This is a genomic window from Pseudomonas sp. B21-031 (assembly GCF_024748985.1).
GTDB lineage: Bacteria > Pseudomonadota > Gammaproteobacteria > Pseudomonadales > Pseudomonadaceae > Aquipseudomonas > Aquipseudomonas kermanshahensis.
In genome coordinates, this window is record NZ_CP087181.1 from 1,088,372 (window position 1) to 1,112,969 (window position 24,598).

The 24,598-nt window shown below is 61.7% G+C and carries 21 protein-coding genes; 3 read left to right on the forward strand and 18 right to left on the reverse strand.

From position 1 onward, the window contains the following. Positions 1-13: 13 nt before the first annotated feature. The 9 genes from LOY53_RS04940 to LOY53_RS04980 all read right to left on the reverse strand — a co-directional run bounded on the left by LOY53_RS04940 (position 14) and on the right by LOY53_RS04980 (position 10,944). Positions 14-1,390: an L-serine ammonia-lyase gene (locus tag LOY53_RS04940; protein WP_252826799.1), complete on the reverse strand. Its 1,377-nt coding sequence runs from the start codon at positions 1,388-1,390 to the stop codon at positions 14-16. A 147-nt stretch (positions 1,391-1,537) separates the two neighbouring features. Continuing rightward, on the reverse strand, positions 1,538-4,393 hold the full coding sequence (gene gcvP / locus LOY53_RS04945; RefSeq protein WP_258703665.1) for an aminomethyl-transferring glycine dehydrogenase: 2,856 nt from the start codon (positions 4,391-4,393) through the stop codon (positions 1,538-1,540). Positions 4,394-4,404: 11 nt separating this feature from the next. Continuing rightward, on the reverse strand, positions 4,405-4,788 hold the full coding sequence (gene gcvH / locus LOY53_RS04950; protein WP_258703666.1) for a glycine cleavage system protein GcvH: 384 nt from the start codon (positions 4,786-4,788) through the stop codon (positions 4,405-4,407). A 295-nt stretch (positions 4,789-5,083) separates the two neighbouring features. Then, positions 5,084-6,277 carry a multidrug effflux MFS transporter gene (locus LOY53_RS04955; protein WP_099453023.1) on the reverse strand — a complete coding sequence of 398 codons (1,194 nt, stop codon included), beginning with the start codon at positions 6,275-6,277 and terminating at the stop codon, positions 5,084-5,086. Between the two features lie 48 nt (positions 6,278-6,325). After that, entirely contained in the window at positions 6,326-6,925 is a 600-nt protein-coding gene (locus LOY53_RS04960) for a thermostable hemolysin (RefSeq protein ID WP_252826803.1), read from the reverse strand. A 10-nt stretch (positions 6,926-6,935) separates the two neighbouring features. Next, complete coding sequence (locus LOY53_RS04965; protein WP_186675673.1) at positions 6,936-8,417, reverse strand: AMP-binding protein; 1,482 nt, start codon at positions 8,415-8,417, stop codon at positions 6,936-6,938. Continuing rightward, positions 8,414-9,346 (reverse strand): TauD/TfdA family dioxygenase, encoded by a 933-nt coding sequence (locus tag LOY53_RS04970; protein ID WP_258703667.1) that lies wholly within the window; start codon positions 9,344-9,346, stop codon positions 8,414-8,416. Before LOY53_RS04970 ends, LOY53_RS04965 begins: the two co-directional genes overlap by 4 nt. Positions 9,347-9,473: 127 nt before the next feature. Continuing rightward, complete coding sequence (locus LOY53_RS04975) at positions 9,474-10,412, reverse strand: LysR family transcriptional regulator (protein ID WP_099453027.1); 939 nt, start codon at positions 10,410-10,412, stop codon at positions 9,474-9,476. Positions 10,413-10,437: 25 nt separating this feature from the next. Further along, positions 10,438-10,944, reverse strand: coding sequence for a MarR family winged helix-turn-helix transcriptional regulator (locus LOY53_RS04980; protein WP_252826805.1), 507 nt, complete (start codon positions 10,942-10,944; stop codon positions 10,438-10,440). A 122-nt stretch (positions 10,945-11,066) separates the two neighbouring features. Between LOY53_RS04980 and LOY53_RS04985 the strand changes: the two genes are divergently transcribed. Further along, on the forward strand, positions 11,067-11,879 hold the full coding sequence (locus tag LOY53_RS04985) for an alpha/beta fold hydrolase (RefSeq protein WP_252826806.1): 813 nt from the start codon (positions 11,067-11,069) through the stop codon (positions 11,877-11,879). Next, on the forward strand, positions 11,872-13,044 hold the full coding sequence (locus tag LOY53_RS04990) for an MFS transporter (RefSeq protein ID WP_252827385.1): 1,173 nt from the start codon (positions 11,872-11,874) through the stop codon (positions 13,042-13,044). The genes LOY53_RS04985 and LOY53_RS04990 overlap by 8 nt, the downstream gene beginning before the upstream one ends. 77 nt (positions 13,045-13,121) lie before the next feature. Here LOY53_RS04990 and gltS read toward each other — a convergent pair whose 3' ends face one another. From gltS to arcD (LOY53_RS05025), 7 genes are all read right to left on the reverse strand, one after another. After that, on the reverse strand, positions 13,122-14,327 hold the full coding sequence (gene gltS, locus LOY53_RS04995) for a sodium/glutamate symporter (RefSeq protein ID WP_099453031.1): 1,206 nt from the start codon (positions 14,325-14,327) through the stop codon (positions 13,122-13,124). Between the two features lie 115 nt (positions 14,328-14,442). Next, the gene (locus tag LOY53_RS05000) at positions 14,443-15,951 is read right to left on the reverse strand and encodes a sigma-54-dependent transcriptional regulator (protein WP_258703668.1); all 1,509 of its coding nucleotides are present in this window, start codon (positions 15,949-15,951) and stop codon (positions 14,443-14,445) included. Between the two features lie 149 nt (positions 15,952-16,100). Next, positions 16,101-16,469 carry a DUF5064 family protein gene (locus tag LOY53_RS05005; RefSeq protein ID WP_252826808.1) on the reverse strand — a complete coding sequence of 123 codons (369 nt, stop codon included), beginning with the start codon at positions 16,467-16,469 and terminating at the stop codon, positions 16,101-16,103. Positions 16,470-16,527: 58 nt separating this feature from the next. Next, positions 16,528-17,457 (reverse strand): carbamate kinase, encoded by a 930-nt coding sequence (gene arcC / locus LOY53_RS05010; protein WP_085272675.1) that lies wholly within the window; start codon positions 17,455-17,457, stop codon positions 16,528-16,530. 176 nt (positions 17,458-17,633) lie between these two features. After that, a complete protein-coding gene (locus LOY53_RS05015) occupies positions 17,634-18,644 on the reverse strand; it encodes an ornithine carbamoyltransferase (RefSeq protein ID WP_099453034.1) in 1,011 nt (336 codons plus the stop codon). Between the two features lie 69 nt (positions 18,645-18,713). Then, on the reverse strand, positions 18,714-19,976 hold the full coding sequence (gene arcA, locus LOY53_RS05020) for an arginine deiminase (protein ID WP_019471749.1): 1,263 nt from the start codon (positions 19,974-19,976) through the stop codon (positions 18,714-18,716). A 32-nt stretch (positions 19,977-20,008) separates the two neighbouring features. Continuing rightward, positions 20,009-21,436, reverse strand: a complete 1,428-nt coding sequence (gene arcD / locus LOY53_RS05025; protein ID WP_027595652.1) for an arginine-ornithine antiporter — start codon at positions 21,434-21,436, stop codon at positions 20,009-20,011. A 434-nt stretch (positions 21,437-21,870) separates the two neighbouring features. On the opposite strand from arcD (LOY53_RS05025), the gene arcD (LOY53_RS05030) reads away from it, so the two are divergent. Continuing rightward, positions 21,871-23,298, forward strand: a complete 1,428-nt coding sequence (arcD, locus tag LOY53_RS05030) for an arginine-ornithine antiporter (RefSeq protein ID WP_252826809.1) — start codon at positions 21,871-21,873, stop codon at positions 23,296-23,298. Here the strand turns inward: arcD (LOY53_RS05030) and LOY53_RS05035 are convergent. Both LOY53_RS05035 and LOY53_RS05040 read right to left on the reverse strand, forming a co-directional pair. After that, positions 23,278-23,691, reverse strand: coding sequence for a YbaN family protein (locus LOY53_RS05035; protein ID WP_099453036.1), 414 nt, complete (start codon positions 23,689-23,691; stop codon positions 23,278-23,280). The genes arcD (LOY53_RS05030) and LOY53_RS05035 overlap by 21 nt on opposite strands. A 54-nt stretch (positions 23,692-23,745) precedes the next feature. Beyond that, the gene (locus LOY53_RS05040) at positions 23,746-24,339 is read right to left on the reverse strand and encodes a biliverdin-producing heme oxygenase (protein ID WP_099453037.1); all 594 of its coding nucleotides are present in this window, start codon (positions 24,337-24,339) and stop codon (positions 23,746-23,748) included. Positions 24,340-24,598 lie beyond the last annotated feature (259 nt).

Consider the following 24,598-nt stretch of genomic DNA (forward strand, 5'->3'; position numbering starts at 1 on the left):
TGTTGTTATTGGGTCAACACTCGATGATGTTGACGGCCAGACCGCCGCGGGCGGTCTCCTTGTATTTGCTTTTCATGTCGGCGCCGGTCTGGCGCATGGTGCGGATGACCTTGTCGAGCGAGACGAAGTGCTGCCCGTCACCGCGCAAGGCCATGCGCACGGCGTTGATCGCCTTCACCGAGCCCATGGCGTTGCGCTCGATGCAGGGCACCTGAACCAGCCCACCAATCGGGTCGCAGGTCAGGCCCAGGTTGTGTTCCATGCCGATCTCGGCGGCGTTCTCGACCTGTTGCACGGTACCGCCCATGACTTCGCACAGGGCTCCGGCGGCCATCGAGCAGGCCACGCCCACTTCGCCCTGGCAGCCAACCTCGGCGCCAGAGATGGAGGCATTTTCTTTGTAGAGAATGCCGATGGCCGCCGCCGTGAGCAGAAAGCGCACCACGCCGTCTTCGCTGGCACCCGGTACAAAGCGCATGTAGTAGTGCAATACCGCTGGGACGATGCCCGCGGCGCCGTTGGTGGGTGCGGTGACCACCCGGCCGCCGTAGGCGTTCTCTTCGTTTACCGCCAGCGCGTAGAGGTTGACCCAGTCGAGCACCGACAGCGCATCGCGTAGGCTGGCTTCCGGGTGTTGGCTGAGCTGTCGGTACAACGCCGGTGCCCGGCGCTTGACCTTGAGCCCACCCGGCAGAATGCCTTCATGGCGGTAACCGGCCTCGACGCAATCCTGCATCACTTGCCAGATACGCAGCAGGCCGGCACGGGTCTCGGCCTCCGGGCGCCAGGCCGCCTCGTTGGCCAGCATCACCTGGCTGATCGACAGGTGTTGCGCGGTGCAGTGCCCGAGCAGCGCCTTGGCGGACTTGAACGGGTAGGGGAGCGGCGTGCTGTCCTCGACGATACGGTCGTGGCCGGCAGCGTCCTCGTCGACCACGAAACCGCCGCCTACCGAGTAGTACTCTCGGCTGCGGATCTGCAGGCCGGCTTGGTCGAAGGCGCGAAAGATCATGCCGTTGGGGTGGTAGGCCAGTGGCTTGCGGATCATTGCCAGGTGCTGCTTTTCGACGAACGCGATGTCGTGTTCGCCGAGCAGGCGCAGGTGGCCGCTGTCGCGGATGGCCTGCAGGCGGGCGGGGATGGCTTCGGTATCGACGGTATCGGGGTGCTCACCTTCCAGGCCGAGTAACACCGCCTTGTCGCTGCCGTGGCCTTTACCTGTGGCGCCGAGCGAGCCATACAGCTCGGCCTTGACGCTGACCGTGCTGGCCAGCAGGCCGTCGCGGCGCAGGCCTTCGGCAAAGCGTGCGGCGGCGCGCATCGGGCCGACCGTGTGGGAGCTGGAGGGGCCGATGCCGATCTTGAACAGGTCGAAGACGCTCAGTGACATGCTGCTTCCTCCTTTTAAACCGTTGGGGCTGCTGCGCAGCCCATCGCTGGCAAGCCAGCTCCCACAGGGATGGCGCATGCCTAGAGGTCTGCGCTGACCTGTGGGAGCTGGCTTGCCAGCGATGGGCCGCGAAGCGGCCCCACGCTATCAGGCGTCCTGGTAGCTCTCGATCGACGGGCAGGCGCAGACCAGGTTGCGGTCGCCAAACACGTTGTCGACCCGGCCGACAGGTGGCCAGTACTTGCTTTCCACCAGGCTCGGCAGCGGGTACACCGCCTGTTCACGGCTGTAGCCGTGCGCCCATTCGCCCACCAGCTCCGCTGCGGTGTGCGGGGCGTTTTTCAGTGGGTTGTCGTCCTTGTCCAGGCTGCCGTTCTCGACGGCGCGAATTTCTTCGCGGATCTGGATCATCGCGTCGCAGAAGCGGTCCAGCTCTTCCTTGGACTCGCTTTCAGTCGGCTCGATCATCAGCGTGCCGGCCACCGGGAAGGACATGGTCGGGGCGTGGAAACCGAAGTCGATCAGGCGCTTGGCCACGTCGTCGACGCTGATACCGCTGGTGTCCTTCAGCGGGCGCAGGTCGAGGATGCACTCGTGGGCAACCAGGCCATTACCACCGGTGTACAGAACAGGATAGTGCTCTTCCAGGCGGCGGGCGATGTAATTGGCGTTGAGAATGGCCATTTGCGACGCGCGCTTGAGGCCGGCACCGCCCATCATGCGGATGTACATCCAGGTGATCGGCAGGACGCTGGCGCTGCCGAATGGCGCGGCGCACACCGCGCCCTGCGGGTTCTCCAGCTGCGCGTGGCCGGGCAGGAACGGCGCCAGGTGCGACTTGACGCCGATCGGGCCGACGCCTGGGCCGCCACCACCGTGCGGAATGCAGAAGGTCTTGTGCAGGTTCAGGTGCGAGACGTCGCCGCCGAACTTGCCAGGGGCACACAGGCCGACCATGGCGTTCATGTTGGCGCCGTCGATGTAAACCTGGCCGCCGTTGTCATGGATGATCGCGCAGATTTCGCCGATCGCTTCTTCGAACACGCCGTGGGTCGACGGGTAGGTGATCATGATGGCGGCCAGGCGCTCGCGGTGTTCGATGGCCTTGGCGCGCAGGTCCTCGACATCGACGTTGCCACGGGCGTCACAGGCGGTGACCACCACACGCATGCCCGCCATGTTCGCGGTCGCAGGGTTGGTGCCATGGGCCGAAGACGGGATCAGGCAGATGTCGCGGTGGCCTTCGCCGCGGCTGCGGTGGTAGGCGCGGATGGCCAGCAGGCCGGCGTACTCGCCCTGGGAACCGGCGTTGGGTTGCAGCGACACCGCGTCGTAACCGGTGGCGGCGCACAGCATGGCTTCCAGCTCGGTGGTCATCTGCAGGTAACCCTGGCTTTGCTCGGCCGGGGCGAACGGGTGCAGGTTGCCGAATTCGGCCCAGGTGACCGGGATCATTTCACTGGCAGCGTTGAGCTTCATGGTGCACGAACCCAGCGGGATCATGCTGCGGTCCAGCGCCAGGTCCTTGTCGGCGAGGCGACGCAGGTAGCGCATCAGCTCGGTTTCGCTGTGGTAGCGGTTGAACACCGGGTGTTCGAGGATCGCCGACTGGCGCAGCAGGTTGGCCGGCAGCAGCGAGCCCGTGCTGGCCGCGAGGGCGGCGAAGTCTGGTTGCGGTTGGTCGCCGGCCAGCAGTTGCCAGAGCGCTTCGACATCCGCCTGGGCGGTGGTCTCGTCGAGCGACAGGCCGACGTGGCCAGCGTCGACCTGGCGCAGGTTGATGCGCTGGTCACGGGCTTTGGCATGCAGGCTGGCGGTGGCTTCGCCGGTGGCCAGGGTCAGGGTATCGAAGGCGCTGTCGCCGACGACCTGGACGCCCATGGCCTTGAGGCCGGCGGCGAGGATGGCGGTCAGAGCATGGGTGCGTTGGGCGATGCGCTTGAGGCCGGCCGGGCCGTGGTACACGGCGAACATGCTGGCGATGTTGGCCAGCAGCACCTGGGCGGTGCAGATGTTGCTGGTGGCCTTCTCGCGGCGGATGTGCTGTTCGCGGGTTTGCATGGCCAGGCGCAGGGCGGTCTTGCCGAAGCGGTCGATCGACACGCCGACCAGGCGGCCCGGCATGTCGCGCTTGAACGCATCGCGGGTGGCGAAGTAAGCCGCGTGCGGGCCGCCAAAGCCCAGTGGCACGCCAAAGCGTTGGGCGCTGCCGATGGCCACGTCAGCGTCGAACTCGCCTGGCGGGGTCAGCAGGGTCAGGGCCAGCAGGTCGGCAGCCACGGCCACCAGGGCGTTGGCCGCGTGGAAGCGCTGAACCAGGTCGCGGTAGTCGAACACGTCACCGTTGCTGGCCGGGTACTGCAGCAGTGCGCCGAAGAAAGCGCTGACATCGGTCAGTTCGCGTTCGTCGCCCACCACCACGTCGATGCCCAGCGGCTCGGCACGGGTGCGCAGCACGTCGAGGGTTTGCGGGTGGCAGTGGCTGGAAGCGAAGAAGGCATGGCTGGCCTTGTTCTTCGACAGGCGCTTGCAGAAGGTCATGGCTTCGGCGGCAGCGGTGGCTTCGTCGAGCAACGAGGCGTTGGCGATCGGCAGGCCGGTCAGGTCGCTGATCAGGGTCTGGAAGTTTAACAGCGCTTCCAGGCGCCCCTGGGAAATTTCCGGCTGGTAAGGGGTGTAGGCGGTGTACCAGGCCGGGTTTTCCAGCAGGTTGCGCAGGATCGGTGCCGGGGTGTGGGTGTTGTAGTAACCCTGGCCGATGTAGCTTTTGAACAGCTGATTGTTGCCGGCGATGGCTTTCAGCGAGGCGAGTGCGTCGGCTTCGCTCTGGCCGTCTTCAGCGCCGAGCACGCTGGTGCCCTTGATGCTGTCGGGGATGACCGCGGCGGTCATGGCATCCAGGGAATCGAACCCCAGGGTGGCGAGCATGGCCTGTTCGTCAGCGGCGCGTGGGCCGATGTGGCGGGCGATGAATTCGTTGGCGGTGCCGAGGTTGATGGTCATGGTGCGGTTCCTCAGGCGTCGTCGTTGGCTTTGAGCAGGCGGTCGTAGGCGTCCTGGTCGAGCAGGGCAGTGACGTCGTTCATGTCCGCCGGGATGAAGCGGAAGAACCAGCCTTCGCCCATCGGGTCTTCGTTGACCAGTTCAGGGCTGTCGTTGAGCCCTTCGTTGACGGCAACCACTTCACCGGTCAGTGGCATGTACACGCCGCTGGCAGCCTTGACCGATTCGACGGTGGACGCTTCGCTGCCTTTCTCATACTGCTGCAACTCTGGCAGTTGCACGAAGACCACGTCGCCGAGGGCGTTCTGGGCGTAGGCGGTGATGCCCACCGTGACGCTGCCGTCAGTTTCGACGCGCAGCCATTCGTGATCTTCAGTGAAACGCAACTCGCTCATGGGAAATCCTCGAAAAGCAGGGCGGTAGGCGTGGTTGGCCACGCACTTGTTGGATTTCCTGTAGCAAAAATGTGGCCAATAAAATAAAACGCTTATAAATCAATGGTTTGATTGATGCGCGAAGCGTGCGTGCATATGAGATTGGAATGAAATCGATACAGAAGCGCCGCGGCCCAAATCGCTAGTCGTGGCAAACCCTTATAGATACAGATCGGTGAGTGGGTGTATTGATTCCATTACGTTGTATTGAAATCAATACACCCACGTCATCCGCGCCTAGCGGGCGACACCTGGCTCAGGCTGGCGAGGCTTGGCGCTGTTGCAGGCGCACTGTCAGCATCCCCGACAGCGAGATCAGCCAGAGCACCAGGAACACGCCCGCGATCGCCAGGTTGGACGCCAACGGCAGCGCACTGACGATGCCCGACGCCAGCGACCCGAACACCAGCATCAGGCAGCCTTGCAGGCTTGCCGCCACGCCTGCGCGGTCGGGGAACAGGGACATGGAGCGGGCCATGGCGTTGGAAAAGATAAAGCCCTGGCCGAACGCGACAAGCATGATGCCACCCAGGATGCTGACCAGGTTCAACCCAGCGGGCATGGCGGCGATGCTCAACACACCGAGCAGGAACAGCAGCATGCCCGTCCACATCAACGTGGCCGCCTGGACCCTACGGATCAACGCGCGATTGACCAGCGTCCCAACCAGATAGCAACTGCCCACCGCCAGTGCCGTGGTGCCGAAGTACTGTGCGTCATGGCCCAGCCGTTCCTGGACGATATGCGGGCCAATCACGTTCCACAGCAAAAATGCCGAGAAACTTGCCCCCAGCACGATGACCGAAGAACGAAAGCGCCCGTCAGCCAGAATGCACCGGTAGCCAGCCAGCGTTTGCATGGCACTGCGGCGGGCAGTGGCGGGCAGCGATTCCTTGAGCCCAGCCAGGACGAACGCCATCACGATCACGGCATAGACCGCATACAGGACGAAGTTGTAGCGCCACCCCAGGTAGACCTCGATCATGCCGCCAACATAGGGTGCGATGACGGGCCCGAGGCCGAACGCCAGGCTCAGGTAGATGATCGCCACATAGAAGCGCGGGCCCTTGACGATATCGACCAGCAAGGCACGGGCAACCACTTGGCAGGCACCGATCGCAAAACCTTGCAGTGCGCGGGCCACCAACAGCATTTCGATGGAGGTCGAGAAGGTGGCCAGCAGGCTGCCGCTGAGGAACAGCGCCAGGCCCAGGATTACCGCCGGCCTGCGCCCGCGCGCATCGGTCATGATGCCGAAAAATAGCTGGCCGATGGCATAGAACAGCAAAGTGATGGTGATGGTGTTCTGCATGAGCGACGGGCTGGCGCCCAGCTCATGCCCGATTGACGGCATGCTGGGCGCATACAGGTCGATGGCGATCCCCCCGACGCTATTGATCAGGGGCGCAAGGAACACGATGAAATTCTCGTAACGCTTGTTTGCGTTCATGGTTACCTCCAGTGCTCCGGGCACGGCCATGCCCGGAGCCAGATGTGGTCAGGCGGTTGCCTGGCAGGTGAAATGCGGCTGGCTCAGCGCCAGGGCGGGGGCATTGCCCCAGGTACTCGGTGCAGACAGGCGCGAAGCCACTACCCGTGGTCCGTGTTCGTAGTAGTTGCCCCAGTTGACGCCAGGGTCCTTGAGCCTGTTGCGGTCGGCACTGCCCAGGTCCTCGAGGGTGTCTACGAGGGGGATCAGCAGCTGCCGCACCTGCTCGGTCGCGGTCAGCACCACCAAGCCGAAATTTCGCAGGGCCAGTGTCTTGATCACGTTGTTGAGCAAGTACTTTCCGGCCCCACTGCCGCTATGAAACGAGGCGAAGGCGCCCACTTCGGCAATGCGTGCCCGATCGATGTGGTAGCGCTCATCCAGGCTTTGATCCAGGTAGTACTCGCTGAACAGCTTGCCGGAATCGCCGTAGCTGATCCCCGCACAGGCGTAACCTGGGGCCCCACCGTTGGCGCCGGTCAGGCAGACGAACAGATCGGGCTGTGGCTCTGGCGTCGCGCCATAGTGCTTGAGGTAGTGGGCACGTACCGCTTCCTGCAGGCATCGGTAGCCAGGTCGGCCTTTGTAGAAATTACGCACGATGTACATGGTGGCTTCCTCAGGCGTACATCTGGTCGATGAACCGCGCTTCGATCTCGGCCCTGCGTGGCCGCCCCGTGACGGTGTAGAACTGATCACGGAAGGTGGCGATGTCAGCGATGACGCGAATCTGCCTGACCCTGGCAAAGTCGGCGAGCCGGTGCTCCAGGCGCGCCATTTCCTGGCGGACCGAGTCAGCGCAGGCGCTACTCAAGACGATGGCGCAGGGTTCGTCCTTGCCTTCGCCCATGACGATCATGTCGTCTACCAGGGCGCTCTCTTTGTAGACGTTCTCGACCCATTCAGGCGAAATGTTGCGTGCGGTAGACAGGATGATCACGTGCTTCTTGCGGCCGGTGATGTACAGATAACCGTCGCGAAATTCGGCGATATCGCCGGTATGCAGATACCCGTCGGACAGGTCGCAGGCAGTATCGTCGGCGTTGTAGTAACCGGCGCAGAGGGTCGGCGTGCGGACCAGCAATTCACCGTCGACCAGCTTGGGTTCGATGCCATCGAGCAGTGTGCCTGCCGAGCCGATACGCCGTTGCGCCGGTGAGTTGAGCGAAATGATCGAAGAGTTCTCGCTCAGGCCATAGGCTTCGAACACCTGCACGCCGTGCGCTTCCAAGGCTTGCAAAACCGTTACCGGAATTTTCGCGCCGCCGGTGATGATGTGCGGGCGTTGTGGCCCGAACAGTTCCTCGACCGAGCAGTGCTCGAGCAGCAGGTTGGCCTCTTCCAGCAGCTTGGGCGGCAGGTACAGGAAGTTCGGCTGGTTGGGTGCTATCAGCTGCAGGTACTGCCGTGCGTTGCCGCTGGCTGCGCCGTATTCGGTCATGCCTTCGGGCATGAGGGTCAAGGTGCCGCCGGACAGAATCGGGATGAACACCCCCAGCACCTGCTCGATCAGCAAACTCATGGGGACGATCGAGAAGTAGTGCAGCGGCTGTTGTGGCAGGCGCTTCATCACGTTATCGACCAGCAGCCCGACGGCCTCGTCGCGGATCATCACCCCTTTGGGTTTGGAGGTGGTGCCGGACGTGTGGATGATCGAAACAATGCCGTCCGGGATGAGCTCGTCCTCCTGGCGCCACTCATCACCAATGGTCTCGTGCATGAGTTGCGCGGGGATGAAGCACGCCTTGTCCGGCAAAATAGCGTGCAGGCGGCCGGCGGTTTGCTCATCGCTGACGAACACTGCCGCCGCTTTGCCGAGCAGGCTGCCGATCTGGTCGTCGGAGAATTCGATGGGCACCGGTAGCAACACACCGCCCACTTTCTGGATCGCCAACAAGGTGTACACCCACTCGTAGCAAGAGCGCATGGCGATGCCAAACACTTTGCGTTCGCAGCGGCCAACCCGCCCCTCGAGGGCACTGGCCAGTCGCATTACGTCACGGCGCAATTCGTGCAAAGTGTAGGCGCGACCGTTCATTTCCTTGATCACTACGCGGTCGGGGGTGGCGGCCAGGTAGTTCTGCATTTTTTGACTGATCATTGGCCGATACCTCCAATGCGGTAGCTTTGCGCGCCGAAGATGCGCCGTGAGGGGTCATCCAGGCGTCGGCGACCGTGCATCACCCGCGTGTTGTCGATCACCACCAGGTCGCCCTTTTGCCAGAAGTGGTTATAGGTATTGCGGGCGGTCACTTCTTTGATCTCGTCCCAGATATCCAGGGCGATATCCTCGCCATCGGCCCAGGTGATAAGCGGCGGTTCATAGTTGACGCTGGGGCCGAGCATTGAGTTGCAGAACGCTTTCTTGCCGCTGAAGCAACTGGTTTCAACTGCGGAGATAATCAGTTCGGAGGCAATCAGGTTCTGATCAATGCGACGGTAAGTTTGGCCACTGACACGTTGATTGACGTGGTGCAAATGCTCGTCGGTAATGTCATCGATGGGCAGTTGCAGTTCAATGCTCAGAAAACGTTTTACATTGTTCCAAGGGATGCGCCGGCTGTAACGAATCTCACGGTTCTCAAAACACTTTCGGGTTTTCGAAGACAAGTCGAACAGTACGCGTTGGCCGTCGCACAAGGTCGTCTCAGAGCCCACGGCTGCTGGCTCCAGGCAGTAGAACCACTGCAGGTCGGGGTTGAATGGCAAGTTACCGTTCTCACGGTGCAGCCCCATTTCATTTACCCCGGCCTCGATTTCTGCCGTGTTGGACGTGGCGGCTTTGCGGGCCGGGTCGAATGTTACGCGGGCGGAATGCGCACTGACGAAGTCGTTGAAGTCCGGCAGCGTATCGGCAAAGTCGCGGTAGATAATTGCGCCACTGTGGGCGAGGTCTTCATACAGTGTTGCACTGTTGATTGAATCGCCTACCCGCAGGTCGCGGTCGACGGCATAGATACATTCGAAACCGTAGCACGGTGTCGGTTGTCGATAGAACGGAAACACCGTGGGTTGTACGTGCGCCAGCATGACTTATTCCTCCGTGAACTGTGGGTCAGGTAGAACACCGCTACCCGATGACCTCACAGTAAGTGAAAAGAACAAGCTGCTGGTTTTAAGAAATTTAAACGCGATGGGAAAATTTAATAAAGCGGGGTCATCGTTCCGTCAACAGCGTTTGCGCCACCGCTTCGACCAGTGCGCGCAGGCTGGAAATATCCTTGCTGTCGCTGCGATCGCGGGACCAGATCATGTCGAGCGTGAAACTGGGGAACCCCAGCGGCGGTTTGCACACCTTCAGCCCAGGTGCAATGCGCAGGTGCGGCAACAGGCGTGCAGGCAGTGCCACCGTGGCGGGCACGGCGGCCACGATATTCACGCAGGCCTGATAGCCGTTGGCGCGCACCAGCACGTTGCGTGATCGGCCAACCTTGTCCAGCCAGCTGTCGACCATGTTCTTTTCCGATATCCACGGTGTCGGGAACACATGGGGCGAAGCACAGAACTCGTCCAGGCTCATGGCCTCTTCACTGGCCAGCATGCCTTGGCTGGTTACGCACACGAAGTCATCGCTGAGCACGGGTTGCCACTGCAGCTCGGGGTGCATCTGGTGATAGCCGGGGCCAAAGCCGATGGCAATGTCGATGTCGCCTGAAATCAACCGGTCCACCGGCAGGTCACGGCTCAAGCGTTCGAGGTGCAGCGAGGTATTGCCGTGGGTACGTGACAGTACCGCCAGCGCCTGCGGCAAGAAGGACAGTTCGAAATACTCGGGCGCGCAGATGCGCCAGATCTTGCGCTGTGCTTGTGGCGAGGCGCTGCTGTCGTCCTCGGCACAGCGGTTGACGGACTCGACCACCACGCGCAGGTACGGCGCAATCTTTTCCGCTTTGGTGGTGGGTTTCAGCACCCCTTGCGACGACGAGAACAAGGTGTCGTCGAAGCACCCGCGCAGGCGCTTCAGGCAATAACTGACGGTGGGCTGGCTGACATTCATCAATTCGGCAGTCCGCTTGGCGCTGCGCAGTTCGAGCAGGTTGATGAATACCACGATGTCCTGCAGATCCAATTGCTTCAGGTAATTGCTGTGAAGCATGAAAATTCCTCCTGAATTTTCCAGTTCATTGCCTGGGCGCACCCTCACCTGGCAGATGAGCGAGCATTTGCTTCAACAGCTGAGCGAAGTGTGCTCGCTGCTCGGCGCTCAGGGGGGCCAGTACCAGCTCCTGGATCTCAGTATGGGTAAGGACGGCCTTATCAATCAATGCCTTGCCCTGTGCTGTGAGGGCCACTTGGGAGCTGCGCTTGTCTTGATTGTCGGCAATGCGCTCGACCATCCCGGCGCTTTCCAGTCTCGCCAAGCGGTTGGTCATCGCGCCGGACGTTATCAGCAACGAGCGATACAGCTCGGTTGGCGTCAGGCGGTAGGGCGCCCCCGCACGGCGCAAGGTTGCCAGGACGTCGAATTCGCCCTCCTTGAAACCATACTGCGCCAGGGCTTCTGCACGCATGCGCTCCAGGTGCTTGCTGATACGCGCCATTCGGCCAAAGATTTCCATGGAGGAAACATCTACGGAAGGCATCGCCTGCGCCCACTGCGCGACGACGAAATCGACATGATCGTTCATTGCAGCACCCATCGTTCAACCTGGAAATGTGTAACCAGCGCACCTTCTGAACCCCCGCACCTTTTAACAATCTTAACGTTAAGCTATCTTGGCGCGGTGAAGCTCAAGGATCAGGAGGCAGCATGGCTTTTTTCATACATGGACAGCATCGTCACTATTATCATGACACCGGCTCCGGTAGCCCTGTACTCCTGCTGCACGGGTTGGGCAACAGCGGCAGGGCGTGGATGCCGCAGCTCAGCGCGCTGCTTGGCCTCGGGCACCGTGTCATCGTACCCGACCTGCTAGGGCACGGTGCATCCAGTGATGCACCCGAAGGCATCACCGCGCATGCCCAAGCCTTGGAGATGCTGGCGCTGCTGGACCACCTCGGGCTCGACAGCATCCAACTGATCGGCTTGTCCCTGGGGGGCATGGTGGCCCTTGAGATGGCCTGCCATGCACCCCACGCCGTAGAGAAGCTGATCGTTGCTGGCACCTTCGCCAGCATGAACACGGCACATCGCCGAGGGCTGCTCAGCGAGTGGGCGGCCGCCTTGGACAAGCAGGATGGTTGCCTCAAACGCTTCAAATCGAGCTGGCCCGCATTGGTAGGTGCGGACTTCGCCGCCTCGCCCCATGGTCAGCGGCTTTACCAGGCGTGGCACGCCCAGGCCGCGCAGCTCCGGGCGCACAACCAGGTCCGCTGGTGCGAGGGTATGAAGCAGTACGACCTGACTGGCGATTTGCAACGCATTCAGGCTGCCACACTGGTGCTCGCCGCAGAGTTTGACCCGATCAGCCCCAGCGCCGAGGCCGAAACCATCTGCAGCAACATCGGTCATGCTCGCCTGGCCACCCTCGCTGGCGAAGGGCACGTTTTCAACGTACCGCTGGCACAGGCATTCAACCAGGCAACCGGTGCGTTTCTGCAGGAGCCCCTCCATGATGTCTGATACCCCCAACAAAGCCTGCGTCGGGTTGCTGGCGATACTGATCGGCTTGAACCTGCGCCCGGTCATGGCGGCCATCGGCCCGCTGCTGCAATTGCTGCAGCACGACCTGGGGCTGAGCAATACCCAAGCCGGACTGCTGACAACCTTGCCGGTGATGATGATGGGCGTGTTCGCGTTGTCCGGCCCTTGGCTGCTGCGTCTGGTCGGCGAGACCACGGGCGTGGCGACAGGCATTGTGCTGATTGCGCTGAGCTGCGCTGCACGCGCCTACGTCAGCACTGCCGAAGCGCTCATCGCCACGGCGGCACTGGGCGGTATCGGCATTGCGATCATTCAGGCGCTGATGCCGGCGTTCCTCAAAGGCAGCCATCCGCAAAGTGCTGGCATGCTGATGGGGTTGTTTACCACCGGTATCATGGCGGGCGCCGCGTTGGCTGCCGCCACGGCAGCACCCGGCGCGGGCCTGTTCGGCTGGCAACTGTCGTTGGGCTACGCTGCCGTCCCGGCATTGGTCGCCTTGATCGTCTGGCTGTTGCTAGGGCGTGGTACCGCTGGCGGACAGGTGGCGGCCACATTGCCCTACCGCAGTGCGCGGGCCTGGCTGCTGTTGCTGTTCTTCGGCATTGGCACAGGTGCCTACACCTTGGTGCTGGCTTGGCTGCCGCCGTTTTACATCGAGTTGGGGTGGACAGCAGCCGAAGCGGGTTACCTGCTGGGGGCACTGACCGTCACCGAAGTGGTTGCCGGGTTGCTCGTGTCATCTTTGATCCAGCGCTTTCCTGACCGCAGGCACCCCTTGGTGTTGGTCATTCTGCTGTTGATAGCAGGGTTGGCGTGCCTGATGGTCGCGCCAGTAGCGTTGGCGGCCGTGGCGACGGTATGCCTGGGCCTGGGCATTGGGGCGCTTTTCCCACTCTCGTTGATCGTTGCCATGGACCACGCGGACTCACCGGCCAAGGCCGGCGCGCTGTTGGCGTTCGTGCAAGGTGGTGGGTACCTGATCGCCGCCAGCATGCCACTGCTCGCCGGTATCGTGCGTGACCAGCTCAGCTCATTGCACTGGGCTTGGGCGGTGATGATGATCGGTGCCTTCGTGCTGCTGGGCTTGAGCACACTGTTGCGTCCGCCGTTGCGGCACAGCCAAGCCCTGGCTCGTCAGGCTTGAACAGGTAAGCCTGACGCGCCTAATTCGGTTACCGAGCGTGCGGCCAGTTCAGCCGCACGCATGCCGCTGGCAGGTGCTTAAAGCGCGGTGAAGAAGGGCAATGCCAAGTACACCTTGATCACGATCACGTTGATGATATCGATGAAGAACGCCCCCACCATCGGTACCACCAAAAAGGCAATATGCGAAGGGCCGTAACGTTGCGTCACGGCTTGCATATTGGCAATGGCGGTCGGCGTGGCACCCAGGCCGAAACCACAGTGTCCGGCAGCTAATACGGCCGCGTCATAATTACTGCCCATGACCCTGAACGTAATGAAGATTGCAAATAAGGCCATGACCAGTGCTTGCATCGCCAACAGCATAAAGAACGGAAACGCCAGTGCGGCCAAGTCCCATAATTTAAGCGACATCAGCGCAATGGCCAAAAACAGTGAAAGGCTGACATTGCCCAATACTGAAACTTCACGTTCGAACACACGGTATGCGCCCAAGGCTGAAAGCCCGTTGCGCAACACGACACCGACAAACAAGACGCAAACAAATGTGGGCAGTTCAAATGCAGTTCCCTTTAACAGGCCATTGAATAACGAGCCTGCGAGCAAGCTGACGGCAATCAGCGCGAGGGTTTCGATAAAACTGAATGAGGTGATCAGGCGCTCTTCGTTTGGCTGTTCGAAGCCCCGGGGTTGTTGTGGCTGCGCCTGCTCGATGCCGCTGGTTTGTACACGCTTGACCAGCAGGCGGGCGACCGGGCCACCGATCAGGCCGCCCAGCACCAGGCCAAAGGTTGCAGCGGCCAGCGCCAGTTCGGAGGCCGAGGCCAGGCCATACTGCTCACTGAACGTCGCACCCCAGGCGGCGCCGGTGCCATGGCCACCGGACAGGGTGACCGAGCCCGCCAGCAGGCCCATCAGCGGGTCGAGGCCCAGTGCCGTGGCAAGCCCGATACCCATGGCATTTTGTACCAGCAGCAGGCCGGTCACCACGAGCAGGAAGATGGCGACGACACGCCCACCCTTTTTCAGGCTGGCAAAGTCTGCGCTTAAGCCAATGGTGGCAAAAAACGCCAGCATCAAGGGAGTTTGCAGGGAAGTATCGAATTGCACGTGAATATCAAAGTGCCGCAGCCCTAACAGGCAAAAGGCAACGACCAGGCCCCCGGCGACGGGCTCGGGTATGTTGTACGCGCGTAATAAACCCACGCGTGCGACCAGGCCGCGGCCTAATAACAGTACTAAAGAAGCCGCTACCAAGGTGCCGTAAAAGTCGAGTTCAAACATCAGGGTGCTCTTTTATATCCACAGGCGAACGTCCATTCTACGCAAGAACAGTTGGGTACGTATCGGCGCCAACCCTAGGATCATTCTGAAACACTTTCGGACTTTTCAACAAGCCTTAAGGTTTTCCGGGTATGCCGTACTTGCGCAGCCGCTGCGCAATGGCGGTATGTGAAGTTTGTAGCCTGCTGGCCAATTGCCGTGTTGAGGGGTAACTTGCATATAAGCGCTGTAAGAGTTCCCGTTCGAAGTCGCCCACAGCCTGCTCCAGGCTCGCCACTTCGCCATCCTGGCCGCGGGCCACCGAAGTGCCGGCGATGTCCAGGTCGCCAATGTCTACCAGGTTGCCTTCGCAGATGGCCGCAGCGCGGAAAATCACGTTCTGCAACTGCCGCACGTTGCCTGGCCATGGGTTGGCAAGCAGCGCCGAGTGGGTAGCTGGCGTAAGCCGGCAGGGTGGGCGCTGGATCTGCGTGCAGGCCTGCTGCATGAAGAAGTGCGCCAGCATCAGGATGTCCTGGCCACGGTCGCGCAGCGGAGGCACCTGCAGGTTGAGCACGTTGAGGCGGTAGAACAGGTCTTCACGGAAGGTGCCTTCGGCCACCATGCGCTCCAGGTCGCGGTGGGTGGCGCTGATGATGCGTACATCCACCTTCACCTCACGGTCGCCACCCACGCGGCGGAAGCTGCCGTCGCTGAGAAAACGCAGCAGCTTAGCCTGCAGGTAGGGCGACATTTCGCCGATCTCGTCGAGAAACACCGTGCCTTGGTTGGCCAGTTCCATCAGCCCCGGTTTGCCACCGCGTTGCGCACCGGTAAAGGCGCCTGGGGCATAGCCGAACAGCTCGCTCTCGGCCAGGCTCTCGGGCAGCGCGGCGCAGTTCAGGGCAAGAAACGGCGCGGCATGGCGGCTGCTGATGGCATGGCAGGCGCGGGCCACGAGCTCTTTGCCGGTGCCGGTCTCGCCGTGTACCAGCAAGGGCGCATCGAGGGCCGCCACGCGCAAGGCACGGGCCTTGAGGGTACGGATGGCCGGTGATTCACCCAGCAGGGCATCGAAGCCTTCGGCGTGGTCGTGGTGCAAGGCCGACAGGCGCTCACCCATGCGCGTTGGCGGGTACAGGGTCAGCAGGCCGCCCGCGTTGGTGATGGGGGTGGCGTCGAGCAGCAGGCTCTGGCCATTGAGCTGCATCTCGCGCATTGGCAGGTGGAAGTTGTTGTCTTGCAGGGCCTGAAGCAGCCCGTTGTCGCCGAACAGTTCACCCACCGAGCGCCCGGCCGACTCGCGCCCACACAGGGCAATCAACGCCGGGTTGGCCAGCAGCACCAGGCCTGCGCTGTCCACCGCCAGCACCGGGTCGCTCATGGCCGCGAGCAGGGCGTCGAGCTGCAGGTGGCGGCGTTGGCCGGGGAGGATGTCGACCACATCCACCGACTGCACGCCCTGCACTTCGAACAAGGCGTCGTGCAACTCTTCGAGCACGGCGGGGCTGAGGGTCGGGGCGTCGATGTAGACGTTCGGCGGGACCATCTCCACGGCGTCCAGATTGAGGTTGCGGGCACCGAGCAGGGCGAGGACTTCCTGGGTGATGCCGACGCGGTCGATGAAGCTGACGTGGATGCGCATGGGGGAGGCGGATGGTCATGGCCGGGGAGGCCAGTAGTATGCCTTGGGAGCAGTGTTAAACCCAATCGCCGGCAAGCCGGCTCCCACAAGTACCGCGCTGGACCCGAGGTAGTGGAGTACCTGTGGGAGCCGGCTTGCCGGCGATTGGGTCACTCCAGATGTTCAGGCTTGATCGCGTCGCCTGACTTCACGTCCAGCTTTTCGCGAATGTCCGCGAACATATAGTCGTAGAGTTTGTGCGGTGAACTCAGGTTCTCGAATTTCTTCGGCGGGGCCAGGTAAGACTGAGCCTTGCGGGTCAACAGCATGAGGAAGCTGGGCAGCACCTGGTCCTTGGGCAGGAAGAACCTCTCCTCCACCGGCTTGCCTTCGATGCTGCCATGCATGTGGAACTGAATGCCTCTGCCTTCCTTGGGGTCCGTCGCGGCCTCGTATTCGATGTTCAGGTCATAGCTGTGGTCATTGGTGTTCAGCGCGCTGCGCTCGATGTGTACATGACCAGGGTGGTACTGGGCCATGGCAAGCTCCTTTGGAAGGTCGAAAATGACGGGCGCCAGAGGCGCCCGCCCACTGCATTCAACGGTAGCTGATCCCAGGCTTGGCGGTGGAAACCCGGGTGCCGGCGGTGCCTTTGACGATGTCTTCGATGTTCTCCAGCGAGCTGATCACCGCCACTTTGCCGGTGTTGCGGGCAAAGTCACTGGCCGCCTGCACCTTCGGCCCCATGGAGCCAGCGGCGAAGCCCAGGCGTTCGAGTTCGTCGGGGTGGGCCTGGGCAATGGCTTTTTGCGTAGGCTTGCCCCAGTCAATGTAGGCCGCATCGACGTCGGTGGCGATTATCAGAAGGTCGGCTTCCAGTTGTTCGGCCAGCAGTGCCGAGCACAGGTCCTTGTCGATGACCGCTTCAATACCTTTGAGCTTGCGGTTTTCGTCGTACATGGTGGGGATGCCACCACCACCGGCACAAATCACGATGCTGCTTTTTTCCAGCAGCCACTTGATCGGGCGGATCTCGAAGATGCGCTTGGGTTTTGGGCTGGCCACCACACGGCGGTACTTGTCGCCGTCGGCCTTGACCACCCAGCCTTTTTCCTTGGCCAGGCGTTCGGCTTCTTCCTTGCTGTAGACCGGACCGATGAATTTGGTCGGGTCTTTGAAGGCCGGGTCGTTGGCGTCCACTTCGACCTGAGTGAGTAAGGTGGCGAACGGCACTTCGAACGCCAGCAGGTTGCCCAGCTCTTGTTCGATCATGTAGCCGATCATGCCTTCGGTTTCGGCGCCGAGCACGTCCAGCGGGTAGGCTTCGTCCGGCTTGTAGGACAGCGCCTGCAGCGACAGCAAGCCCACCTGGGGGCCGTTGCCGTGGGCGATAACCAGTTCGTTGCCGGGGTGAATCTTGGCGATCTGCTCGGTGGCGGTGCGGATATTGGCGCGCTGGTTGTCAGCGGTCATGGGCTCGCCGCGACGCAGCAGGGCGTTGCCGCCCAATGCAACAACGATACGCATGGGGAATGTCCTTTATCGGAAAAGTGGGTGCTGCTCCCAAGACGGGCACCGACCCTGTGGGAGCGGGTTTACCCGCGAATGCGTCGGCAAGACCAGTGATGTCTTCTGGGCTGACGCTTTCGCGGGTAAACCCGCTCCCACAGGGTTCAGGGTTGTTCCTCCCGTCGAGTCAGCCCTTACAGGTCAGCCAGGGTCGAAACCAGGATCGCCTTGATCGTGTGCATGCGGTTTTCCGCCTGCTCGAAGGCGATGCAGGCCGGCGACTCGAACACGTCATCGGTCACTTCGATACCGTTGGCCAGGTCCGGGTACTGTTCGGCGATCTGCTTGCCCACCTTGGTGTCCGAGTTGTGGAAGGCCGGCAGGCAGTGCATGAACTTGGTCCGTGGGTTGCCGGTGGCCTTCATCAGTTCGGCATTCACCTGGTAAGGCTTGAGCTGCTTGATGCGCTCGCCCCAGGCTTCGATCGGCTCGCCCATCGATACCCAGACGTCGGTGTGCACGAAGTCCACGCCCTTGACCGCCGCTTTCGGGTCTTCGGTGAGGGTAATGCGTGCGCCGCTTTCTTCTGCGTATTTCTTGCAGCGTTCGACCAGGTCGTCGTGTGGCCACAGCGCCTTGGGCGCGGCGATGCGTACGTCCATGCCGAGCTTGGCGCCGATCAGCAGCAGCGAGTTGCCCATGTTGTTGCGGGCATCGCCCAGGTAGGCGTAGCTGATGTCGTGCAGCGGCTTGTCGCTGTGCTCACGCATGGTCAGTACGTCGGCGATCATCTGGGTCGGGTGGTATTCATCGGTGAGGCCGTTGAACACGGGCACGCCAGCGAACTTGGCCAGCTCCTCGACGATCTCTTGCTTGAAGCCGCGGTACTCGATGGCATCGTACATGCGCCCGAGCACGCGGGCGGTGTCCTTCATGCTTTCTTTGTGGCCGATTTGCGAGGAGTTGGGGTCGATGTAGGTGACGTTGGCGCCCTGGTCATAGGCGGCGACTTCGAAGGCGCAGCGGGTGCGGGTCGAGGTCTTCTCGAAGATCAGGGCGATGTTGTTGCCCTTCAGGTGCTGCTGCTCGGTACCGGTGTACTTGGCGCGCTTGAGGTCGCGGGACAGGTCCAGCAGGTAGCGCAGTTCGCGCGTGGTGTGATGTTCGAGGCTGAGCAGGTTGCGGTTGTGAATATTGAACGCCATGACAGTTTCTCCTTGAGTTTGGCAAACATCCCGGCCGCCGCTTCGTGGGCGCGGCCGGGCGTATGGTCGTTAGTAGTCGATTGGGTCGCGCACGATTGGGCAGGTCATGCAGTGGCCGCCGCCACGGCCCCGGCCCAGTTCGCCGGCGCTGATGGTGATGACCTCGATACCGGCCTTGCGCAGCAGGGTGTTGGTGTAGGTGTTGCGGTCGTAGCCGATGACCACGCCCGGCTCGATGGCCACCACGTTGTTGCCGTCATCCCACTGTTCGCGCTCGGCGGCAAAGCTGTTGCCGCCGGTTTCGACCACACGCAGCTTGTCTTTCTTACCCAGCAATTGCTCGGATACCACCTCGAGGAACGAGGCATCCTGCGGCGCGATGTTCATGCCATAGGGCTTGCTGGAGTCTGGGGTGATGATGAAGGGTTTGATCTCCTTCACCACCTCGGGGAATACCGTTACCAGGTCGCGGTCGCAGAAGCTGAACACGGTGTCCAGGTGCATCGCTGCGCGGGACTTGGGCAGGCCAGCGACGATGACTTTCTCGGCAGCGCCTTTCTCGAACAGGTTCTGAGCCAGTTGGCCGATAGCATGGCGCGAGGTGCGCTCTCCCATGCCGATCAGCACGATACCCTTGCCGACTGGCATCACGTCGCCGCCCTCGAGGGTGGCATTGCCGTGATCCTTGTCCGGGTCGCCATACCAGACCTGGAAGTCGGCACCGGTGAACTCCTTGTGGAACTTGTAAATGGCGGTGGTCAGCAGCGTTTCCTGGCGCCGCGCAGGCCAGTACATCGGGTTGAGCGTTACACCACCGTAGATCCAGCAGGTGGTGTCACGAGTGAATTGGGTGTTGGGCAGCGGCGGCAGAATGAAGCTGGAGTGACCCAGGTACTTGTTGTACATCTTGATCACTTCGGCGCCTTCGCTTACTGGAAGGTCCTGGCCAGCCACGCCGCCAATCAGGAACTCCGCCAGGTGGCGTGGTTCCAGCCCTTCGAGCCAGCTACGCACCTCGTTGGTCAGGCCGACACCCACGGTGTCAGAGGTAATCTTGCGGTCCAGGATCCACTTGAGGGCTTCCGGTTGCTGCACGATGTCGGTCAGCAGGTTGTGCATTTCCAGCACATCGACGCCGCGCTCGCGCATCTTGGTGACAAAGTCGAAATGGTCGCGCTTGGCCTGGTCGACCCAGATCACATCGTCGAACAGCAGTTCATCGCAGTTGCTCGGGGTCAGGCGCTTGTGGGCCAGCCCAGGGGAGCAGACCATCACTTTGCGCAGTTTGCCGGCTTCGGAGTGGACACCGTACTTCTGTTTTTCAGCGGACATTGTTCATTCCTCCATGTGTGCGAAGACGTGGGTCAAAGGGTCAGGAAGCCGTCGTACAGGCCATAGGCTGCCACCAGGGCGCCGACGACCACGGCCGCGAAGATCAGTTTTTCCACGTTGGTAAAGATGGGTTGGCCAACCTCGCGCTTGGCCTTGGCGAACAGGATGGCCCCAGGGGCGTACAGCAGGGCCGAGAGCAGCAGGTACTTCACGCCGCCGGCGTACAGCAGCCAGATGGCGTACAGCAAGGCGACGGCGCCGATGAACAGGTCCTTCTTGCGTTCGGCCAGGGCTTGCTCGTAGGTTTCGCTGCGCAGTGCCAGCAGGAAGGCATATGCCGCCGACCACAGGTAAGGCACCAGGATCATCGAGGTGGCGAGGTAGATCAGCGACAGGTAGGTACTGCTGGAGAACAGCGTGATGACCAGGAAAATCTGCACCATGGCGTTGGTCAGCCACAGGGCGTTGGCCGGCACCTGGTTGGCGTTTTCGCGGCGCAGGAACTCCGGCATGGTGTGGTCTTTGGCGGCCGCGAACATGATCTCGGCGCACAGCAGCACCCACGACAGCAGCGCCCCCAGCAGCGAGATGATCAGGCCGACGCTGATCAGCACCGCCCCCCAGTGGCCGACTACATGTTCAAGCACGGCGGCCATCGACGGGTTCTGCAGCTTGGCCAGTTCTGGTTGGGTCATGATGCCCAGCGACAGCACGTTGACCAGCACCAGGAACAACAGCACGGTGACAAAGCCGATGACGGTGGCCTTGCCCACGTCAGCGCGTTTTTCCGCCCGTGACGAGAAGATGCTCGCGCCCTCGATGCCGATGAACACCCAGACGGTGACCAGCATCATGTTGCGCACCTGGTTCATCACGCTGCCCAGCTCCGGAGTGCCCAGGCCCCAGATATCGGCGGTGAACACATCCAGTTTGAAGGCGAACAGGCAGATGAGGGCGAACAGCACCAGCGGCACGATCTTGGCAACCGTGGTGACCAAGTTGATGAACGCTGCTTCCTTGATCCCACGCAGCACCAGGAAGTGCACGGCCCACAGTAGGATCGAGGCGCCAATGATCGCGGCGGGGGTATTGCCCTCACCGAAGATCGGGAAGAAGTAACCGAGGGTGCTGAACAGCAGCACGAAGTAACCGACGTTACCGAGCCAGGCACTGATCCAGTAACCCCAGGCCGACGAGAAGCCCATGTAGTCACCGAAACCGGCTTTGGCGTAGGCGTACACACCGCCGTCCAGGTCAGGTTTGCGGTTGGCCAGCGTCTGGAACACGAACGCCAGGGTCAGCATGCCGACCGCGGTGATCGCCCAGCCGATCAGCACGGCACCAACGCCCGCGCTGGCCGCCATGTTTTGTGGCAACGAGAATATCCCGCCGCCAATCATTGAACCCACTACGAGCGCAACTAACGCACCGAGTTTTAATTTTCCGGATGAATCAGACATTTAACAACTCCTGCCAGGAGAAAGTTGACGACAGAGTAAATCCGACGCCTGCGCCATGGGCTGACTTGGGTCAGTTCATGGGCACGTAAAGTAGGAAAAATCCTTCACGTGGCTCCTGGAGAGTGCCGACAGCTTTGCTGCAGGCCTTGCGCGCTGGCACCTCCATGTCCTTCTAGAGCAAACGCTCTGTTCGGCCTGCGATGCTTGAAGCTAGCTGTTTTTGGGGCTTTCGCAAATTTTTCACAAGAATTTCGAGTTTTAAGAGTTTCTTCCCTAGTTGCTGGGCAGCTGCTAGTTTTTTACAGAGCGCGTGCATAGACAAAGCAGTTATGACTGCTATAGCTTTTATGGCGTCATTTAATATAAGTCATGCCTTTTATATGGCCGCCACGGCTGTTTCAAACGCATGACAGCGGGTGAAAAAAGGGAGGCACATGAGCGAACCGGGACAGAAGCTGCGCTTGGGCGCGTTGATCGCACTGGTGGTTGGCTCGATGATTGGTGGCGGGATCTTCTCGCTGCCGCAGAACATGGCGGCGCGTGCCGATGTGGGTGCGGTGCTGATCGGCTGGGGCATCACCGCGGTTGGCATGCTGGCCTTGGCGTTTGTGTTCCAGACACTGGCCAACCGCAAGCCCGAACTGGACTCAGGTGTGTATGCCTACGCCAAGGCCGGCTTTGGCGACTACATGGGCTTTTCTTCGGCCTGGGGGTACTGGATCAGTGCCTGGCTCGGCAACGTCGGTTACTTCGTGTTGCTGTTCAGTACGCTGGGGTTTTATTTTCCGGTGTTCGGCGAGGGCAACACACCCATCGCCATCGGCTGCGCTTCGCTGCTGCTGTGGGCGGTGCACTTTCTGGTACTGCGCGGGATCAAGGAGGCGGCGTTCATCAACCAGGTAACCACCGTGGCCAAGGTGGTGCCGTTGCTGATCTTCATCGTTATCGCGGCCTTCGCGTTCCGGGCCGATATCTTCACCCGTGATATCTGGGGCTTGAGCAACCCGCAGTTCGGCAATGTGCTGGACCAGGTGCGCAACATGATGCTGGTGACCGTGTTCGTGTTCATCGGTATCGAAGGCGCCAGTGTGTATTCCGGGCGTGCGCAGCGCCGCTCGGACGTGGGCAAGGCCACGGTAATCGGTTTTCTGGGGGTGCTGGCGCTGCTGGTGCTGGTCAACGTGCTGTCGCTGGGGGTGATGACCCAACCGGAGCTTGCCGGGTTGCAGAACCCGTCGTTGGCCTCGGTGCTGGAGCACATCGTCGGCCCGTGGGGCGCGTTGCTGATCAGTATCGGCTTGGCCATTTCGCTGCTCGGCGCGTTGCTTTCGTGGGCGTTGCTGTGTGCGGAAATCCTGTTTGCCACCGCGCGTGACAAGACCATGCCGCGCTTTCTGGCCAAGGAAAACGCCAACCATGTCCCGGCCAACGCCCTGTGGTTGACCAACTGCATGATCCAGGGTTTTTTACTGATTACGCTGTTTTCGGCCGGGACTTACACCAGCCTGATCTACCTGGCGTCTTCGATGATCCTGGTGCCCTACCTGTGGTCAGCGGCGTATGCGGTGTTGTTGGCGGTACGTGCAGACACCTACACCGGGCAAGCGGCGTTGCGGCGCAAAGACCTGCTGGTGGCGTCGGTTGCCTTGCTGTATGCGGTGTGGCTGCTGTATGCCGGTGGGCTCAAGTACCTGCTGCTGTCGGCACTGTTGTATGCCCCCGGGGTGATTCTGTTCGCCAGGGCCAAGCATGAGCAGGGGCAGACCCTGTTCACGACGTGGGAGAAGCTGATTTTTGCCGCGGTGCTGGCGGGCGCTGCGCTGGCGGCGTATGCCCTGTATTCAGGGTTGCTGAGCTTGTGACCCGGTAGGGCAGGCCTGTTCTGGGCGCGACCAGATCCACAGGTTGCCCAGGGTCATGCCGCCAATTGCCAGAAACACGGGCCAGTGATGGTCCAAGAAGGTCAGCATCAGCCCCGCGCACAGCAGCATGCTGAGGGTCGCACTGACCTTGGCCCGGCGCTGGATCACCTTGCCATTGCGCCAGTTGAACAGAATTGGCCCGAACAACCGGTGGTTCTCCAGCCAGGCAGAAAGGCGCGGTGAGCTGCGGGTGGCGGCCCAGGCGGCCAGCAAGATGAACTCGGTGGTCGGCAGGCCAGGAATGACGATCGCGACCAGGCCTATCCCCAAGCTGACGTAAGCCAGGATTCCATACAGCAGGCGGGCGATTTTCGAGCGGGCAGGTCGGGTCATGGTCTCACTGCAAAAAACGGTTCGGCCACCGGTGGGGTGGCCGGGCATAGCGTGTCAGACCAACGCGGCATCCGCGGCATAGGCGTGTTTGAGCAGCTCGGTGAAGCGCTCGAAGGCCGCGATTGCGCCGCGTTCGGCGGCGGCCTCTTCGTCGGCCGACAGTGCCAGGCCATCGAGGATACGGGTGAACTGTTTCCAGCCTTCAGCACGGCCGCCGGCCGGTTCGCCCAGGTGGCGAGCGCCAAAGCTGTCGGACAGTTCCAAGGCCACGGCCCGCTTGATCAGAAACGCAGCGCCCAGTTTGGAGCCTTCGGAGACGAAGATCCAGCCCATGGCTTCGCCCAGGCTCGGATTTTGTACCGCACCGGGCACTGGGCCGGGCACTTCGGTGTCGAGGTCGGCGAGGTCCAGGCGAGCCTGCTCGGCGCGGCAGCGCTCGGCCAGGTCGGGGACGATGGCGATCAGTTGCGGGTCGGTGTACAAGGCCTTGAGTTCGGACTGGAACAGGTACTGGGCGACCACGAAGCGGGCGAAGCTTTCACGGCTGTCGAAGGGCGCGTGGGACTTGACCAGGGCATCCAGCTCGGCGTGCGGGGCGTGGGTGATCTGGTTGAGGCGCTGGGAGCGCAGGGCTGGGCGTTCGGTCATGGGGGCAGTCCTTGGAAAAAGGGGGCGTCTAGAGACAAGACGAAATAGCGGGGGCGGGACAGTAAAAAAACTGGGGTTTTCGGGTGTGGGCCTTGAGTGTTTGTAGCGCCTTTGAGATCGAGCGCCGCTTGCGCGGCGCTTCGCAGCACAAGGCTGCTCCTACACTTGTTTGCGCGCGCCCTTACCTCAGGAGTAATTGGCCCGAAAAAATGTTGGAGCAGCCTTGTGCTGCGAAACGCCGCGCAAGCGGCGCTCGATC

Coding starts and splice junctions, on each gene's coding strand:
- LOY53_RS04940 (WP_252826799.1), bottom strand. CDS start 1,390: ATGTCACTGAGCGTCTTCGACCTGTTCAAGATCGGCATCGGCCCCTCC.
- gcvP (WP_258703665.1), bottom strand. CDS start 4,393: ATGACCATCAACCTCGGCACCGCCAACGAATTCATCGCCCGCCACATC.
- gcvH (WP_258703666.1), bottom strand. CDS start 4,788: ATGAGCGAGTTGCGTTTCACTGAAGATCACGAATGGCTGCGCGTCGAA.
- LOY53_RS04955 (WP_099453023.1), bottom strand. CDS start 6,277: ATGAACGCAAACAAGCGTTACGAGAATTTCATCGTGTTCCTTGCGCCC.
- LOY53_RS04960 (WP_252826803.1), bottom strand. CDS start 6,925: ATGTACATCGTGCGTAATTTCTACAAAGGCCGACCTGGCTACCGATGC.
- LOY53_RS04965 (WP_186675673.1), bottom strand. CDS start 8,417: ATGATCAGTCAAAAAATGCAGAACTACCTGGCCGCCACCCCCGACCGC.
- LOY53_RS04970 (WP_258703667.1), bottom strand. CDS start 9,346: ATGCTGGCGCACGTACAACCCACGGTGTTTCCGTTCTATCGACAACCG.
- LOY53_RS04975 (WP_099453027.1), bottom strand. CDS start 10,412: ATGCTTCACAGCAATTACCTGAAGCAATTGGATCTGCAGGACATCGTG.
- LOY53_RS04980 (WP_252826805.1), bottom strand. CDS start 10,944: ATGAACGATCATGTCGATTTCGTCGTCGCGCAGTGGGCGCAGGCGATG.
- LOY53_RS04985 (WP_252826806.1), top strand. CDS start 11,067: ATGGCTTTTTTCATACATGGACAGCATCGTCACTATTATCATGACACC.
- LOY53_RS04990 (WP_252827385.1), top strand. CDS start 11,872: ATGTCTGATACCCCCAACAAAGCCTGCGTCGGGTTGCTGGCGATACTG.
- gltS (WP_099453031.1), bottom strand. CDS start 14,327: ATGTTTGAACTCGACTTTTACGGCACCTTGGTAGCGGCTTCTTTAGTA.
- LOY53_RS05000 (WP_258703668.1), bottom strand. CDS start 15,951: ATGCGCATCCACGTCAGCTTCATCGACCGCGTCGGCATCACCCAGGAA.
- LOY53_RS05005 (WP_252826808.1), bottom strand. CDS start 16,469: ATGGCCCAGTACCACCCTGGTCATGTACACATCGAGCGCAGCGCGCTG.
- arcC (WP_085272675.1), bottom strand. CDS start 17,457: ATGCGTATCGTTGTTGCATTGGGCGGCAACGCCCTGCTGCGTCGCGGC.
- LOY53_RS05015 (WP_099453034.1), bottom strand. CDS start 18,644: ATGGCGTTCAATATTCACAACCGCAACCTGCTCAGCCTCGAACATCAC.
- arcA (WP_019471749.1), bottom strand. CDS start 19,976: ATGTCCGCTGAAAAACAGAAGTACGGTGTCCACTCCGAAGCCGGCAAA.
- arcD (WP_027595652.1), bottom strand. CDS start 21,436: ATGTCTGATTCATCCGGAAAATTAAAACTCGGTGCGTTAGTTGCGCTC.
- arcD (WP_252826809.1), top strand. CDS start 21,871: ATGAGCGAACCGGGACAGAAGCTGCGCTTGGGCGCGTTGATCGCACTG.
- LOY53_RS05035 (WP_099453036.1), bottom strand. CDS start 23,691: ATGACCCGACCTGCCCGCTCGAAAATCGCCCGCCTGCTGTATGGAATC.
- LOY53_RS05040 (WP_099453037.1), bottom strand. CDS start 24,339: ATGACCGAACGCCCAGCCCTGCGCTCCCAGCGCCTCAACCAGATCACC.